13 protein-coding genes are annotated in these 15290 nt (G+C 65.1%); 9 read left to right on the top strand and 4 right to left on the bottom strand.

All coding sequences use genetic code 11. From position 1 onward, the window contains the following. The first annotated feature begins 573 nt into the window (after positions 1-573). The gene (locus NRG74_RS07345; RefSeq protein ID WP_257706164.1) at positions 574-2514 is read left to right on the top strand and encodes a UvrD-helicase domain-containing protein; all 1941 of its coding nucleotides are present in this window, start codon (positions 574-576) and stop codon (positions 2512-2514) included. 87 nt (positions 2515-2601) lie between these two features. On the opposite strand, the gene NRG74_RS07350 is transcribed toward NRG74_RS07345, so the two are convergent. The 4 genes from NRG74_RS07350 to NRG74_RS07365 form a co-directional block, all read right to left on the bottom strand. Then, positions 2602-3777, bottom strand: coding sequence for an L-rhamnonate dehydratase (locus NRG74_RS07350; protein ID WP_257706165.1), 1176 nt, complete (start codon positions 3775-3777; stop codon positions 2602-2604). A 93-nt stretch (positions 3778-3870) separates the two neighbouring features. Beyond that, the gene (locus NRG74_RS07355) at positions 3871-4884 is read right to left on the bottom strand and encodes a 4-hydroxythreonine-4-phosphate dehydrogenase PdxA (protein WP_257706166.1); all 1014 of its coding nucleotides are present in this window, start codon (positions 4882-4884) and stop codon (positions 3871-3873) included. Continuing rightward, positions 4881-5831 (bottom strand): amidohydrolase family protein, encoded by a 951-nt coding sequence (locus NRG74_RS07360; protein ID WP_257706167.1) that lies wholly within the window; start codon positions 5829-5831, stop codon positions 4881-4883. The genes NRG74_RS07355 and NRG74_RS07360 overlap by 4 nt, the downstream gene beginning before the upstream one ends. After that, positions 5824-7146: an MFS transporter gene (locus tag NRG74_RS07365; RefSeq protein WP_257706168.1), complete on the bottom strand. Its 1323-nt coding sequence runs from the start codon at positions 7144-7146 to the stop codon at positions 5824-5826. Before NRG74_RS07365 ends, NRG74_RS07360 begins: the two co-directional genes overlap by 8 nt. Positions 7147-7437: 291 nt before the next feature. Here NRG74_RS07365 and NRG74_RS07370 point away from each other — a divergent pair, with 291 nt between their 5' ends. From NRG74_RS07370 to NRG74_RS07405, 8 genes are all read left to right on the top strand, one after another. Continuing rightward, positions 7438-8436, top strand: a complete 999-nt coding sequence (locus NRG74_RS07370; RefSeq protein WP_257706169.1) for a tripartite tricarboxylate transporter substrate binding protein — start codon at positions 7438-7440, stop codon at positions 8434-8436. A 28-nt stretch (positions 8437-8464) separates the two neighbouring features. After that, positions 8465-8983, top strand: coding sequence for a tripartite tricarboxylate transporter TctB family protein (locus NRG74_RS07375; protein WP_017641784.1), 519 nt, complete (start codon positions 8465-8467; stop codon positions 8981-8983). After that, positions 8980-10500: a tripartite tricarboxylate transporter permease gene (locus NRG74_RS07380; protein ID WP_257706170.1), complete on the top strand. Its 1521-nt coding sequence runs from the start codon at positions 8980-8982 to the stop codon at positions 10498-10500. The genes NRG74_RS07375 and NRG74_RS07380 overlap by 4 nt, the downstream gene beginning before the upstream one ends. 92 nt (positions 10501-10592) lie before the next feature. Further along, the gene (locus tag NRG74_RS07385) at positions 10593-11546 is read left to right on the top strand and encodes a LysR family transcriptional regulator (protein WP_017641782.1); all 954 of its coding nucleotides are present in this window, start codon (positions 10593-10595) and stop codon (positions 11544-11546) included. Between the two features lie 128 nt (positions 11547-11674). After that, a complete protein-coding gene (locus tag NRG74_RS07390) occupies positions 11675-12409 on the top strand; it encodes an SDR family NAD(P)-dependent oxidoreductase (protein WP_064308880.1) in 735 nt (244 codons plus the stop codon). Positions 12410-12608: 199 nt separating this feature from the next. Beyond that, a complete protein-coding gene (zigA, locus tag NRG74_RS07395; protein ID WP_257706569.1) occupies positions 12609-13844 on the top strand; it encodes a zinc metallochaperone GTPase ZigA in 1236 nt (411 codons plus the stop codon). 14 nt (positions 13845-13858) lie between these two features. After that, positions 13859-14758 (top strand): GTP cyclohydrolase FolE2, encoded by a 900-nt coding sequence (gene folE2 / locus NRG74_RS07400; protein WP_257706171.1) that lies wholly within the window; start codon positions 13859-13861, stop codon positions 14756-14758. Between the two features lie 112 nt (positions 14759-14870). Next, positions 14871-15134 carry a hypothetical protein gene (locus NRG74_RS07405; protein WP_257706172.1) on the top strand — a complete coding sequence of 88 codons (264 nt, stop codon included), beginning with the start codon at positions 14871-14873 and terminating at the stop codon, positions 15132-15134. Positions 15135-15290 lie beyond the last annotated feature (156 nt).

Genomic DNA, 15290 nt, shown 5'->3' on the forward strand with positions numbered 1-15290 from the left:
AAAACCCTAAACTTGGCTCAGCAATCGCAAAAAACTCATGAATTCACGAGTTACTTGTGTTGCTGATAATCTTGCGACATCAGACTTATCTCACAAGCACCCACACGAATTGCTTGATTCAACTTGTTAAAGAGCAGCTGGTTGCGACCGTGTCGCTAACCGAGGCGCGCATTCTACGCTAGCCTCACATCCTGTCAAGCGTTGATTTGAACTTTTTCGTTTCAACTCAACCACTTGCGCTTGCCTGACCGGTCTAACCAATCTCGGCAGCGGGAGGCGAATCCTACAGCATCCTGAGACGCTGTCAACCCCCTCCGCTTCATTTCGTCATCACCCTGAGGCGAGAGCCAAATGGCGAAGAATCCGTGGACCCCTCGCCCGACCCAGACCTAAGTGCTTGATTTTCAAGCCGCTTCAGCGTCTGCGCCGGAAGTGGGGCGCATTATAGGGGAGTTTTGAGGCAGGTCAACAGGTTATTTCAAGAAACTTTCAGCAGAGACCAAAAAGCCTCCACGAGATCGAGCTGTCACCTGTGCAGGGTAAGATGCCGGCAGACGATGTTTCGAGGATTGCATGACTTCCATCCTGGCCCGCTACCGACAACAGCTGAAGAACTCCCTGGGCAATTGGTTTCCCCGCACCACGCTCTTCCTTAAAGGAGAGGCGCCTATAAAGGGAGAGCCCACGTCAGGCAGGCAGAACACAGGCGAGCCGGTCAAAGGCCGTAAGCGGCAGACCGCGTCCAAAGCCACCATCAAGGACGCGGGGAAGGAGCGATCCGTTACCCAATCCTCCGCGGCGATCCCCTCCCCTATCGCTATCTATGGCCCTTCGATCACGATAAAGCGCTCCCAGGAACAGCGGATGAAGGCGCGTGTCGAGCAAGCCGTGGCTCAGGGCATCATCCAGCCACCGTCACCGGAGCAGTGGAAGATGATCCTGGCGCGTACGCCGGCGACGCGAATCTTCGCGGGTGCCGGCTCCGGCAAGACCACGACCCTGGTACTGCGGGTGGTGTTCATGTTGTGTCACCTGCAGATCCCCCGCGAGCAACTGACCGTCATTTCCTTTACCAAGGCATCCTGCGAAGAGCTACGTGCCCAGCTCAAACGTGTTCTGGCCTTTTGGGAAGCGCCCCTGGATGACGAATCGGCTCGGGAGCTGGTACGGACCTTTCACTCGGCCCTGGCGCAACTGGCACGCACAGAACTGAGGGCGACACAGTGGTTCGAGCAGCTATCTGCCCACTCAACAGGTGAGGAAGAACCGGATAACGGCATGCTGGCAGGGGCGACCCTGAATGATGGTCAACGGCAACTCCTGCTCCAGGCCTACGGGAACTGTTATCGCGAGGAGGCCAGTTTTCGCCGCCGCGTCCATCTGTTGCTGGAACTCGCGGCGCCCAACGAAGAAGAGTTGCCAGGCGAGCCGCCTTTGCAGCCCTTCGTACTCAATGGTGAGCGTCAACCGCAACCGCTGCCCGACCTCTTCTATGGCCAGGCCTCGTTCGCCGAAACCCTTGGCCTGAGGGTCGGCGCCATAAAGAGCAGCCAGCTGGAATGCTCGACGCGGGATCGGATCTTCCTGGAGGCCATGCAGCAGTTCTGGCGACACTTCGGCAAGGTGCTGAAGGAACAGCGGCTGATCACCTTCAATACAGCCTTCGCCGTGCTGACGGATCGCCTGGAAAAGAAACCTAGCCGTGCGCTGATTGAAAGGCTGCGACCCTTTACCCATCTGCTGATCGATGAATTCCAGGACATCTCGCCGCAGATCGCTCTTTGGCTGCAGCAGGTGCAACTCAGGCTTGCCGAGGAGAAGCTCGCGCCCTCGCTGATGGCCATCGGTGACGACTGGCAATCCATCTATGGCTGGCGGGGCAGCTCGCCGGAGCTGTTCATTCATTTCGATCGCTGGTTTCCTGGCCAGACGCCCAGTCAGACGCTGATGCTGGGGACCAACTATCGCTCTTCACCCGCCATCGTAGCGGACGGCGAGCGCATCCTGACGCAGGTGCGGCACAAGCAACCCAAGAAAACCCAGGCCTTTCGTGCAGCAAATGAGCTTGGGCACGGGGTGAAGGTCGTGCCGCAATTCGATATAGGTCGCCAGTTGACCTCATTGCTAGGTGAAATCGAAGCTCAGCGAAGCTATGCAGCGGAGCGAGAACGGCCAGAGCGTTGCGCGGTCATGGTGATGAGTCGCCTGAATGCACCTTTGAAAGCCATCAACGAGCAGCTGGGCCGACAGCCGGGAGTGCGCACCTGCACCATTCACCGCGCCAAGGGACTGCAGGCCGAGGTGGCTATCGTGCTGGACGACGGTCAGCCCCAGCAGCCGCACCCGCTGCGCAATGCGCTCTATGCCGCCAGCGGACATTTCCAGCAGAGCTACGACGATGCCATGGCCGATGAAGCGTTGCGCCTGAGTTATGTGGCGGTGACCCGCGGGGTCAGCCGAGTACTGTGGTACACCCGGCAGCCACGGGGGGCAGCGGCGATCCTGGCGGGGTGAGCCGAACAACGCGCCGACTCGCGCCATTCAGCGTCGCGGCATTGAAATGGCCACCGCCCTCCCCGCGGGCGGCAGCCAATGGGCGCCCTATTCGATCACGTCGAAATCCTTGAGGTGCTCTTCGGACAACTCCAGACCCAGGCCGGGCTTGTCATCATCCAGCTGCAGGTAGCCACCGACCGGCTGGGGTTCGCCCTTGAAGACGTAATAGAAGAGTTCGTTGCCCACTTCCACGTCGAAGACGGGGAAGAACTCGGCCATGGGCGAGGCGGTGCTGGCCATGGTCAGGTGGTAGTTGTGCATCTGGCCGGCGTGAGGAATGACCGGTACCGACCAGGCTTCGGCCAGGGCGTTGATCTTGCGCGCGGCGGTGATGCCGCCGACGCGGTTGGTGTCGTACTGGATGACGTCCACCGCGCGGCGTTCGAGCAGGTCCTTGAAGCCGTAGGAGGTGAATTCGTGCTCGCCACCGGAGATGGGCATGATGCCCATCTTCTTGAGTTCGACGTAGCCTTCGATGTCGTCGGCGATGACTGGCTCCTCCAGCCAGCGCGGTTCGAATTCGGCCAGTTTGGGCAGCATGCGCCGGGCGTATTCCAGGGTCCAGCCCATGTAGCACTCCAGCATGATATCGACGTCCGGGCCGGCCAGTTCGCGCAGGGCGCGCACCTGCTCGAGGTTACGCCGCATGCCAGCGGGGCCGTCCTTGGGTCCGTAGCCGAATCTCATCTTGAGGGCGTCGAAGCCCTGGTTGAGATAGCCCTGGGCTTCTTCCAGGAACAGGTCCAGGTTGTCGTTGGCGTAGAGCTTGGAGGCGTAGCAGGGAATCTTTTCCTTGGTACGGCCGCCCAGCAGCTTGAATACCGGCTTGTTCACGGCCTTGCCCATCAGGTCCCAGAGCGCCAGGTCGACGGCGGAGATGGCGGCCATGCCGATGCCCTTGCGGCCCCAGGCGTGGGTGCGGCGGTACATCTTCTGCCAGAGGTATTCGTTGTCGAAAGGATCCTGGCCCATGACGATGGGGGTCAGGTACAGATCGATGATTTCCTTGGCCACTCGCGGCGCCAGGGCGCAGTTGCCGAGGCCGACCAGGCCGCTGTCCGTCTCGATCTCCACCACCAGCCAGCCATGGAAGCGGAAGGAGCCCATGGCGTCGCCGCGTTCGTAGAGGATGTCAGTGGCGTTGGTGCAGAAGTGCGCCTGGGGCGGGACGACCTTGCCTTTCCATTCGAAGACGCGGGTACGGACACTGGTGATTTTCATGGTGAGTTTCCTTTTTCGAGCATGAGTCAGGCCTGCCGGCTCCTTGAGCCGGTTCGGCGGATTCGGTAAGCGCCTAGGGCGCCTCGATAGCTATCAGTGGCGGGACATGCCCAGGCGACAGGCGATCTCGAAGGCCTGGCGGGTGGCGCCGACGTTGGCGCGGCCCTGGCCGGCGATATCAAAGGCAGTGCCATGGGCCGGGGTGGCGATGGGAATGGGCAGGCCGCCCTGCACCGTAACGCCACGAGAGAAGCCCATCAGCTTGATCGCGATCTGGCCCTGGTCGTGGTACATGGTGACCACGGCGTCGAAGGCGCGGGCGTCGCCCTGGACCTTCAGAAAGATGGTGTCGGCCGGATAGGGGCCGTCGACGGCGATGCCCAGCATCTTGGCCCGCTCCACAGCCGGACCGATGAGATCGAGCTCCTCGCGGCCGAAGCTGCCGTTGTCGCCATTGTGGGGATTGAGGCCGCAGACACCGATGCGCGGCCGGGCCAAACCGCTGCGCTTGAGTTCATTGTCGATCAGCTCGATGGCTTCGATCACCCGTTCCTGGCTGAGCAGACCGGGGACGTCCTTGAGCGCGACATGGGAGGTCACCCGCGAGGTCCAGAGATCGTCCAGCACGTTGAATTCGCAGAACGGTCCCGTGTACCCCAGGCGCTCGGCGAACCAGTGCAACTCGTCGTTGTGGCCCAGGCCGGCGAGGTGCAGCGAGGTCTTGTTCAGCGGACCGAAGAGGATGGCATCGGTATGGCCGGCCTGGGTCAGGTCCAGGGCGACGGCCAGGGTGTCCAGGCTGTAGCGACCACCGACGACGCTGGCTTCGCTACGGGGGAATGCACCCTCGGCGGCCCCGCGATAGGGATACAGCAGCGGCACGTCGTCCTGGAAGTCGAGGGCATCCAGGCTGTCGATGCGGCGATAGGGGTATTCGCAACCGGCAATGCGCATGCCGGTGCGGGCTTCGTCCTCGTCGGCGATCAGCACCATCCGGGCACGACCGCGCACCTCGGCATCGGTCAGCAGGCGGGCGATGAGTTCGGGGCCGATACCGGCCGGATCGCCCAGCACCAGGGCCAGGCGGGGAAGCGTGGAATTGCTCATGCGGAAGTCCTCAGGTAAGGGTCCAGGCGGATGACGTCGGCCACCGGTCGATAAATACGCTGGGCGGTGTCATGGAAGAGTTGGCGTTGGGCTGTGATGGGCAGGTCGGCCACCAGGCGCTTGAAGCCGCCAAGGATGGTGGCGTAGCTGCCGCACAGGTGATCGACGGGAAAGTTGCTGGCGAACATGGCCCGCTCGGGGCCGAAGATGGCGATGGCCTCGCGGACGATCCAGGCATTGTCCTCGGCGCGCCAGGGTTGGCCGGCGAGGCCCAGACCGGAGATCTTCAACGCCACATTGGGCCATTCGGCCAGGCGGGCCAGGGCGGCGCGCCAGGCGGCCAGGCCTTCGGGACGGCGATCGGACGGCAGGCCGGTGTGGTTGAGGATCAACTGGATGGCCGGGAAGTCCCGCGCCAGGCGGCAGGCCTCGTCGAGATTCCACCAGGGCGTCTGCAGGTCGAAGTGCAGGCCGTGGCGCTGCAGTTCGGCGTAGCCCTGCCGCCAGCGGTCATCGCTCATCAGGGTGCGCTGGCTGCCGACCTCCTCCGGACGACCAGGACCGCCCGGTTTGTGTCTTACGCTACGCACCCGCGCGAAGGCGGCCTGGGCGGCGAGCAGCTCTGCAGCGTCTTCGGCATCCAGCCAGGCCTGAGCGACCATCGCGTTGGGTACGCCATGGCGGCGCGCCAGTTCGTGGACGTAGCGGGTCTCGCCCAGGGGATCGCGGGGATCCCACTCGGTCTCGACGTAGACGGTCTGGACCACGTCATGACCGGCCGCATCGGTGAAGTAGTGCTCGGGGAGGTAGTCGCCCTTGATGGCGCTGTAGTCGCCATAACGGAAGGGAATGGTTTCCGCGCCGGACAGCCAGGGGTGGAAGTTGCGCCGGGGCTCCCAGAAGTGGTGGTGAGCGTCGATGATGGGGCCGCTATAGCGCTCAGTCATGCTGCACCTCCCGCTGGTCCAGGGCGATCAGCAGGGTGCCGATGATGAACAGGCCGGAGCAGAGGGCGAAGAAGCCCAGTACCGCCGGATAGCCACCCAGGTGCTGCAGCAGCAGGCCGACCAGGATGGGCACGGCGATACCACCCAGGCTACCGGCCAGGTTCATCACCCCGCCGATCAGACCCACCCGTGCCGGCGCCGCCAGCAGCGCCGGGAAGCTCCAATAGAGGCTGCCCCACATGAGGAAGAAGGCGGTGAGGGACAGCAGTGCCACGGCAGCGTAGGGATCGGTGAGGTGCGGCAGCAGCAGAAAGGCTACGAAGGCCACCAGGCCGGAGCAGGACAGTAGTCCCTTGGCGGCGAGGCCGCGGCGCACGCCCTTGCGCACCAGCAGGTCGCAGAGGAAGCCACCCACCAGCGAGCCCACGGCTCCGCAGAGGAAGATGACGAAGGTAGCGGCGCCGATGCCCTTGATGTCGAAGCCACGGGCCTGGGCCAGGTAGCTGGGCCCCCAGGTCAGCAGGCCGAAGAAGACCATGGCCCAACTGGCGCGACCGATGAGGATGCCGGCCAGGGAGCGACGGGCGATGCCCAGGCCCCGGGCGCCTGCCTTGGCCGCCTGGGCCACCGAGGTGGTGCGGCCTTCGTTGATGCGTGCGAGTTCAGCGGCATTGACCCCGGGGTGGGTCGCCGGGTCGTCCCGGAGATAGCGCCAGGCGAGCCAGGCCATGGCCAGGGTGGCGATACCGGCGATGAAGAAAGCAGTGCGCCAGGAGCCGAAGACGGCGATCAGGTAGGCGATGAGCAGACCGCCCAGGGCCACGCCCAGGGGACCGCCGCAATCCATCAGCACCGCGCCCCGGCCACGTTCACTGGAGGCCAGCCAGAGCGAATTGAGCTTGCCACCGGCGGGGAACAGCGGTGCTTCGGCAGCGCCCAGGGCGACCCGGGCGAAGATCAGCGATAGGCCGCCGGTAGCGAAGGCGGCCAGGGTCTGGAATACGCCCCAGAGGCCGGTGGACCAGCCGATGACCCGGCGCGGGCCGTAGCGATCGATCAGCCAGCCACCGGGAATCTGCAGGAGGGCGTACGCCCAGAAGAAGCTGCTGAGAATCAGCCCCTGGATGGCCGGCGTCAGCTGGAACTCATGGGCGATGGTAGGCATGGCGATGGACAGGGAGACGCGGTCCACCAGGTTGATGACGGTGAGGCCGAAGATGATGGCGAAGATGCGCCAACGCACGCGGGAGGCCTGCAGGGCCGTGGGTATGGCGGCGGCTTCGTCGAGGTGGTTGGCGCGGGACGTCGAGAGCATGGCGTGACCCCTGATTATTGTTATGGGCGTTCAGCAGCCGGCTGGCGAGGTCGACTATCGGCTGCCGGTTCGATAACCGTCTAATCAAATCTGCATATAGGTGTATAGCCTGAGGATATAGGTGCCTTTCAGTGTTTCGCTGGAGAGCCCTTGGCGCCAAGGTCTCCGCAAGCTCACCCGCTACGACATAACCTCAGGCTATCGGTGCATGCCTTTTTTTGAGTGGTCAGGATTGCCCGGGGCTGCGCACACTCGGTCCACCCAAAACAACGACAAGAAAGAGGTAGTCCCATGCGCAGCACCTCCCTGCTCGCCGCCCTCCCCCTGTGTCTGGCCGCTGCGGCGGCTCCCCTGGCCCAGGCCGCCTGGCAGCCCGACGGCAAGGTGGAGATCGTGGTCGCCGGTGGCCCCGGTGGCGGCACCGACCAACTCGGCCGGCTGATCCAGTCGATCATCACCCAGCACAAGCTGCTCGATGCCAGCACCGTGGTGATGAACAAGGGAGGCGGTAATGGCGCCGAGGCTTTTCTGGAGATGAAGCTGGCCAAGGGCGAGGCGGACAAGCTGGTCATCGCCACCAACAACGTCTATCTGCTGCCCCTGACCGCCAAGCTCGGCTACCAGTTGAGCGATCTCACCCCGGTGGCGGCCATCGCCGAGGATGACTTCATCCTCTGGAGCTACGCCGACGCGCCATGGAAGGATGCCCGCGGCTACATCGACGCCATCAAGCAGGACCCGGCTGGCAAACGCATGGGTGGCAGCCAGTCGAAGGACGTCGACCAGACCCTGACCCTGCTGCTCAATCGCACCGAGGGCACCAAGCTTACCTACATACCCTTCAAGAGCGGCAGCGAGGCGGCGACCCAGCTGGCTGGCAAGCACATCACCTCCAACGTCAACAATCCCAGCGAGAGCCTGAGCCAGTGGCGTGGTGGACAGGTAGTGCCGCTGTGCGTGTTCAGCCAGAGCCGCATGGCCTATACCGCCAAGGTCACCGAGACCCAGGCGTGGTCGGACGTACCCACCTGCAAGGAGCAGGGCCTGGGTATCGATCAATACCGCTTCCCGCGCACCGTGCTCTTGCCGGGCGGCGTCAGCGAGGAGCAGCGCGCCTTCTATGTGGAGCTCATGCGCAAGGTGAGTCAGACGCCCGAATTCAAGGCCTATATCGAGCGTAACGCCCTGGTGCCGACGTTCCTCGAAGGCCAGGCGCTGCAGGACTACATCGCCCAGGACACCGCCCGGGTCACCCCGGTGTTCGAGGCCGCGGGCTGGCTCAAGCGCTGATCGGCGCACCGACACAGGAGAGACGGCCATGGCCGGAGATTCCCTGATCACCACCCGCTGGGTGGAACTGGGCGTGGCGGCGTTCACCGCCGGCCTCGGTGGCATCGTGATGATGGGCAGTCTGGAGCAGGGTATCGGCTGGGGCGATGCCGGCCCCGAGCCGGGCTACTTCCCCTTCTACATCGGCCTGCTGCTTGCCTTGGCCAGCCTGGCTACGGCACTGCAGACCCTGTGGCGCTGGCAGGCGCTGCGCACGGGCTTCGTCGAGCGCGCCGCCTTCGGCCAGGTGCTGCGGGTATTCCTGCCGATGCTGGCCTTCGTCGTCGCCCTGCCCCTGCTGGGCCTCTATGTCACGGCCTTTTTGTTCATCGCCTGGTTCATGGCGCGCGATCGCCAGCGGCAAAGGCGCTACGGCGCCTGGCAGATCCTCGCCACCGCCGGCGGCGTGAGCCTCGCCAGCTATCTGATCTTCGCCCTCTGGTTCAAGGTGCCACTGGATGCCGGCCCCCTGGCCGACCTCGCCCGCCTGCTGAGGAGCCTGTCATGAGCGAATTCGATTCCCTGATGCACGGGATGGGCCTGATCCTGTCCTTCCATCACATCGCCCTGATGGTGATCGGCGTGCTGCTCGGCATCCTGGTCGGGGTGCTGCCCGGCCTGGGCGCGCCCAATGGCGTCGCCCTGCTGCTGCCACTGACCTTCACCATGAGCCCGACCTCGGCCATCATCCTGCTCTCCTGCATGTACTGGGGCGCGCTGTTCGGGGGTTCCATCACCTCCATCCTGTTCAATATCCCGGGCGAACCCTCGTCGGTGGCCACCACCTTCGACGGCTACCCCCTGGCGCGCCAGGGCCGCGCTGGCGAGGCCCTGACCGCAGCCTTCACCTCGGCGCTGCTGGGCGCCTTGGTCGGGGTGCTGCTGCTGACCTTCCTCTCCAGCCGCATCGCCGCCTTCGCCATGGAATTCAGCTCGCCGGAGTTCTTCGCCGTCTACCTGCTGGCCTTCTGCACCTTCATCGGCATGAGCAAGAATCCGCCGCTGAAGACGGTGGCGGCCATGATGATCGGCTTCGCCATGGCGGCGGTGGGCATGGATACCGTCTCCGGCAATCTGCGCCTGACCTTCGATCAACCGGCACTGCTCTCGGGCATCAGCTTCGAGGTGGCGGTGATCGGCCTGTTCGGCATCGGCGAGATCCTCTGCACGGTGGAGGAAGGCCTGGTCTTTCGCGGCGAGCAGGCGCGCATCACCCTGCGTACGGTGCTCGCCACCTGGAAGCAATTGCCGCGCTACTGGCTGACCTGGCTGCGCAGCGCCCTGGTCGGCTGCTGGATGGGCGTGACCCCGGGCGGCCCTACCGCCGCCTCCTTCATGAGCTATAGCCTGGCGCGGCGTTTCTCGAAGAATCGCGAGGGCTTCGGCAAGGGCGAGCTGGAGGGGGTGATAGCGCCGGAGACCGCCGACCACAGTGCCGGCACCAGCGCCCTGCTGCCCATGCTGACCCTGGGTATCCCCGGTTCGGCCACCGCCGCGGTGATGCTCGGCGGCCTGATGATCTGGGGCCTGCACCCGGGGCCGACCTTGTTCGCCGAACAGCACGACTTCGTCTGGAGCCTGATCGCCAGCATGTACCTGGGCAACGTGGTCAGCCTGATCGTGGTGCTGGCGACGGTGCCGCTGTTCGCCGCCATCCTGCGCATTCCCTTCTGCATCATCGCGCCCATCATCTTCACCGTCTGCGTGATCGGCGCCTATTCGGTGCACAACAGTCTGTTCGACGTCTGGCTGATGCTCGGCTTCGGCGTCCTTGGCTATGCCTTCAAGAAGCTCGGCTATCCCATCGCCCCCTTGGTGCTGGCGGCGGTGCTGGGCGACAAGGCCGAAGACGCCTTTCGCCAGTCGATGCTGTTCTCCGACGGCCAACTGGGCATCTTCTGGTCCAATCCCCTGGTGGGCAGCCTGACCACCGCGGCGCTGCTGATGCTCTGCTGGCCGCTGCTGGCGCGCGGACTGCAGGCGCTGCGCCAATACGCGCCGCGAGCCAAGGTACGGCCCTCGTGAACGCCCCGGCCTGGCGCGGACGCACCCCAGCTGCGCCGGGCGCGGGTTCATGCGCTACCCTAGCCGGCTCCCCTGCCCCAAGGTCCGCCAGCATGACGCGCATTCCCGATGCCCACACCATCCACAGCCGTCTGCGCTTGCGCCAGTTGCGGCTGGTGCTGGCACTGGCGGAATTCGGCTCCCTGCGCCGCGCCGCCGACGACATCGGCATGACCCAGCCGGCCGCCACCAAGATGCTCCACGAGATCGAGAGCCTGCTGGGCGTGGGGCTGTTCGAGCGGCTGCCACGGGGCATGCGCGCCACGGCCTTCGGCGAGACGGTGATCTACTACGCGCGCATGGTCTTCGCCGAGCTGTCGGGCATGCGCGAGGAGCTGGTCGCGCTGGAATCGGGCAATCTCGGCCGCGTGGCGGTGGGTGCCATTCCGGCGCTGGCCTCGGGGCTGCTGACCCGCACTATCGCCACCCTCAAGCAGAGTCATCCGCGGCTGTCCATGTCGATCCAGGTGGATACCAGCGACGTACTGGTCCAGGCGCTCTTGCAGGACCAGCTGGACGTGGTGCTGGGGCGCATTCCCACCGGCGCCCGCGCCGAGGAGCTGCTGTTCGACAGCCTGGGCGAAGAGGTGCTCTGCGTGATCGCCGGCGCGCAGAACCCCCTGGCCCAGGCCACGCACCTGACCTGGGGCGAGTTGCAGGAGCACACCTGGGTGCTGCAGCAGCACCCCAGTCCGATGAGGGCCATCATCAACCAGGCCTTCCACGACGCCCGGGTCGACATTCCCGGCAGCATCGTCGAGACCACCTCCATCATGACCCTGCTGGCACTGCTGCAGCAGACCGACATGCTCGGGGTGACCCCGCTGTCGGTGGTCAACGACTACCCTGGTCGCCACCTCCTGGCGGTGCTGCCCATCGCCTTCGAACCCCGGCTGCCGCCCTACGGGCTGATCCGGCGCCGGCATCGGGTGCAGTCGTCGGCCATGCAGACCTTCATGGCCACGGTGCGCACCGAGCATGGCCGGTTGCGCCAGGACGACGCCTGAGCACCTTGGCCGCGGATTGCTGCTGGCTCCCAGCTTGGGCATAGTGAACCGGCCTGCCAGACGCCGGAGCCAACCACCATGCTCGCCTTGTCGCTTCTCGCCTACACTGCTTCCCGCCGGGGCCGCCCATGACCCAGCGTACCATGCTGCTCACCGGCGCCAGCCGCGGGATCGGTCATGCCACCGTCAAGCTGTTCCGCAACCTGGGCTGGCGGCTGCTCACCGTTTCCCGCCAGCCGTTTTCCGCAGAGTGCGCCTGGCCGGAAGCTCGCGATGCGCACATCCAGGCCGATCTCGCCGACCTTTCCCAGATCGACCGCCTGGTCGCCACTGTCCGCGAGCGCCTGCCCAGTGGCAAGCTGCACGCCCTGGTGAACAACGCCGGCATCTCACCCAAGGGGCCCGATGGCAGCCGCCTCGGGGTATTGGCTTCCGATGCCGACACCTGGACCCAGGTGCTCAACGTCAACCTGGTGTCCACCGCCCTGCTCGCGCGCGCCCTGTTGCCGGAGCTGGAAGCGGCCCAGGGCAGCATCGTCAACGTCACCTCCATCGCGGGCTCCCGGGTGCATCCCTTCGCAGGCGTGGCCTATGCCGCCTCCAAGGCGGGCCTCGCCGCGTTGACCCGCGAACTGGCCCATGAATTCGGTCCCCGGGGCGTGCGCGCCAACGCCATAGCGCCCGGCGAAATCGCCACCTCCATCCTTTCGCCCGGTACCGACGGCTTGGTGGAAGCCGAAGTCCCACTCAAACGCCTGGGCACTCCCGACGAAGTCGCCGAGACCATCTACTTCCTCTGCAGCGAACGCTCCTGCTACATCAACGGCGCCGAAATCCATATCAATGGCGGTCAACACGTCTAGGCAGCGCCTGCCTCTGAAGCCTGCCCGCACAGACTGGGAACGGGCAGCCAGGCCACCACCATCAACGTTGCGGGTGGCGCTTCAGCGCCAGGCAGAGGCGCCTTCTTAACACACCATTAATGTTATGTTATAACGTTTATATACATCCCGATGCCCATATCACAGGGATGCATCCGTCCTACGACTTCTTCTACCCGTGATGACCATGACGACCCAAGCCAGCCTTTCCAGCCAGAAACTCCCCGTCACCGTACTGTCCGGCTTTCTCGGCGCCGGCAAGACCACGCTGCTCAACCATATTCTCAATAACCGCGAAGGCCGCCGGGTGGCGGTCATCGTCAACGACATGTCCGAGGTCAACATCGACGCCGCCCTGGTTCGCGACGGCGGCGCCGAGCTGTCGCGCACCGAGGAAAAGCTGGTCGAGATGAGCAACGGCTGCATCTGCTGCACCCTGCGCGAAGACCTGCTGCTCGAGGTGGAGCGGCTCGCCCGGGACGGCCGCTTCGATCAGCTGGTCATCGAATCCACCGGTATCTCCGAGCCGCTCCCGGTGGCCGAGACCTTCACCTTCGCCGGCGAAGACGGTCGCTGCCTGGGCGATGTCGCCCAGCTCGACACCCTGGTCACCGTGGTGGACGCCTTCAACTTCCTGCGCGACTACGCCTCCAGCGACTCCCTGGAGTCCCGCGGCGAGTCTCTCGGCGAGGAAGACGAACGTACCGTGGTCGACCTCCTGATCGAGCAGATCGAATTCTGCGACGTCCTGGTGGTGAACAAGCTGGATCTGGTCGAACCGGCCGAGCGCGATCGCTTGCTGGCCATCCTGCGCAGCCTCAATCCTCGCGCGAGGCTGGAGTTGGCCAGCTTCGGCGCCGTCCCCCTGGAGCGGGTGCTGCAGACCGGTCTCTTCGACTTCGACGAAGCCGCCAAGGCGCCGGGCTGGTTGCAGGAACTGCGTGGCGAGCACACGCCCGAGACCGAGGCGTACGGCATCACAAGCTTCGTCTACCAGGCGCGTCGCCCTTTTCATCCCGAGCGCTTCTTCGCCCTGGTCGAGCAGGAATGGCCAGGCGTGGTCCGTTCCAAAGGCTACTTCTGGCTGGCCAGCCATCCCGCCCATGCCGGCACCTGGTCCCAGGCCGGCGCCGTCGCCCGCCATGGCGTCGCCGGGCGCTGGTGGGCCGCGGTACCGCCCGAGCAATGGCCGGACGATGAAGAAACCGTCGCCATCATCAAGGAGAAATGGCACGAGGGTGTCGGCGATGCGCGCCAGGAGCTGGTCCTCATCGGCATGGACATGGACGAAGCCGCACTGCGTGCCCGCCTGGATGCCTGCCTGCTGACCGACACCGAGCTCGCCGCTGGCCCCTCGGCCTGGATGCGCCTGCACAACCCCTTCAGCGACTGGCCCCCAGCCGCCGATCCCCACTGAGCCAAGCCCTGCCCATGAACGCCATCCTCCCCGACGTCTCCCTCAGCGAGACCGCCACCCTGCCCGCCGCCCTCGATTGGGTCGGCATGCAGGGCATCGACCTGCCCATCCGTCTCGGCGAAGGCGATCTCGACAGCTTCGTGCCTGCCAGGGCCGACGTTCAGGTCGATCTGCCCGCGGCCACCGCCAAGGGCATCCACATGTCCCGGCTCTACCGGTTACTGGACCGCCTGGGCGAGCCGCTCACGCCCGAACGCCTGCGCTCGCTGCTGGCTGACATGGTCACCAGCCACCGCAGCTGCGACTCCCGCGCCGCCCGGCTGCGCCTCGACTTCGCCCTGCTGGTTCGTCGCCCAGCCCTGGTGACCGCCGAGCTGAGCGGTTGGAAGCGCTATCCAGTGCGCCTGGAAGCCAGTTGGGTTGCCGGCGTCTTCCAGTTCAGCGCCCGCGTCGAAATTCCTTATTCATCCACCTGCCCCTGCTCCGCCTCCCTGGCCCGCCAACTGGTCGAACGGGCCTTTCTCGAAGAGCACGGGACCGCCGAGCACGTGGATCCGGTCACCGTCGCCAGCTGGCTACGCCGCCACGCCTCCCTGGCCACCCCGCACAGTCAGCGCAGCCTGGCACAGGTGCAGGTCAGCATTCCGGCAGGCGCCGTCGACCTCAACCTGCTGCCCTTGATCGACCAGTGCGAAAGGGCCCTGGGCACCCCGGTGCAAACCGCCGTCAAGCGCGCCGATGAACAGGCCTTCGCCGCCCTCAACGGCAGCAATCTGATGTTCGTCGAGGACGCCGCCCGCCGCCTGCTGGTGGCCCTGCGTGATAGCCACCAGGAAGTGCGCATCCACGTGCGCCATCTGGAGAGTCTGCACCCGCACGACGCCTCCGCCTGGGCCTCTAGCTCGCCCGCTTGACCAAGGCGCTTCGGCAGCTCTCCTTTCCCAATGCCAGCTTTAGCGCTTTACTGCAAACGAAGCGGTCGCTTTGGGCGACCACTCCCGCTGTCTCGACTCAGGAGCGCCTCCGATGAAATCACGCCTTACCGCAGCAACCCTGACCGTTTTGCTAAGCGTCCTCAGCACGGGGGTCGCGCTGGCCGAAAGCCCGCTGGAAAAGAGCGTCCGCCAGGACGGCCGTGACGTGAGCGAAGACGCGCGCCACGATCGGAAGGAAGTCGACAAGGGTGCGGCCCATGCCGCTGACGAAGCCGACCGCACCGATACCCAGCTGGACAAGGAACGCCACCGCGAAGACAAGAAGGCGGACAAGGAATACAAGAAGACGCTGTAACGCTCGCGGGCAGAGCCCAAGGACGGTCTTGTCCTTCGACTCTGCCCCTTCCCTTCACGCCCCACAGGCTGCGTGAATTTCAACCACTGAACGCAGGCAACCCTCTGGCCTGCCACCCAACTGATGAGTGTGTCAGGGGCATCCGCCCGGCTGCAG

Source organism: Pseudomonas oryzihabitans (genome assembly GCF_024652905.1).
GTDB classification, from domain to species: Bacteria; Pseudomonadota; Gammaproteobacteria; order Pseudomonadales; family Pseudomonadaceae; genus Chryseomonas; species Chryseomonas benzopyrenica.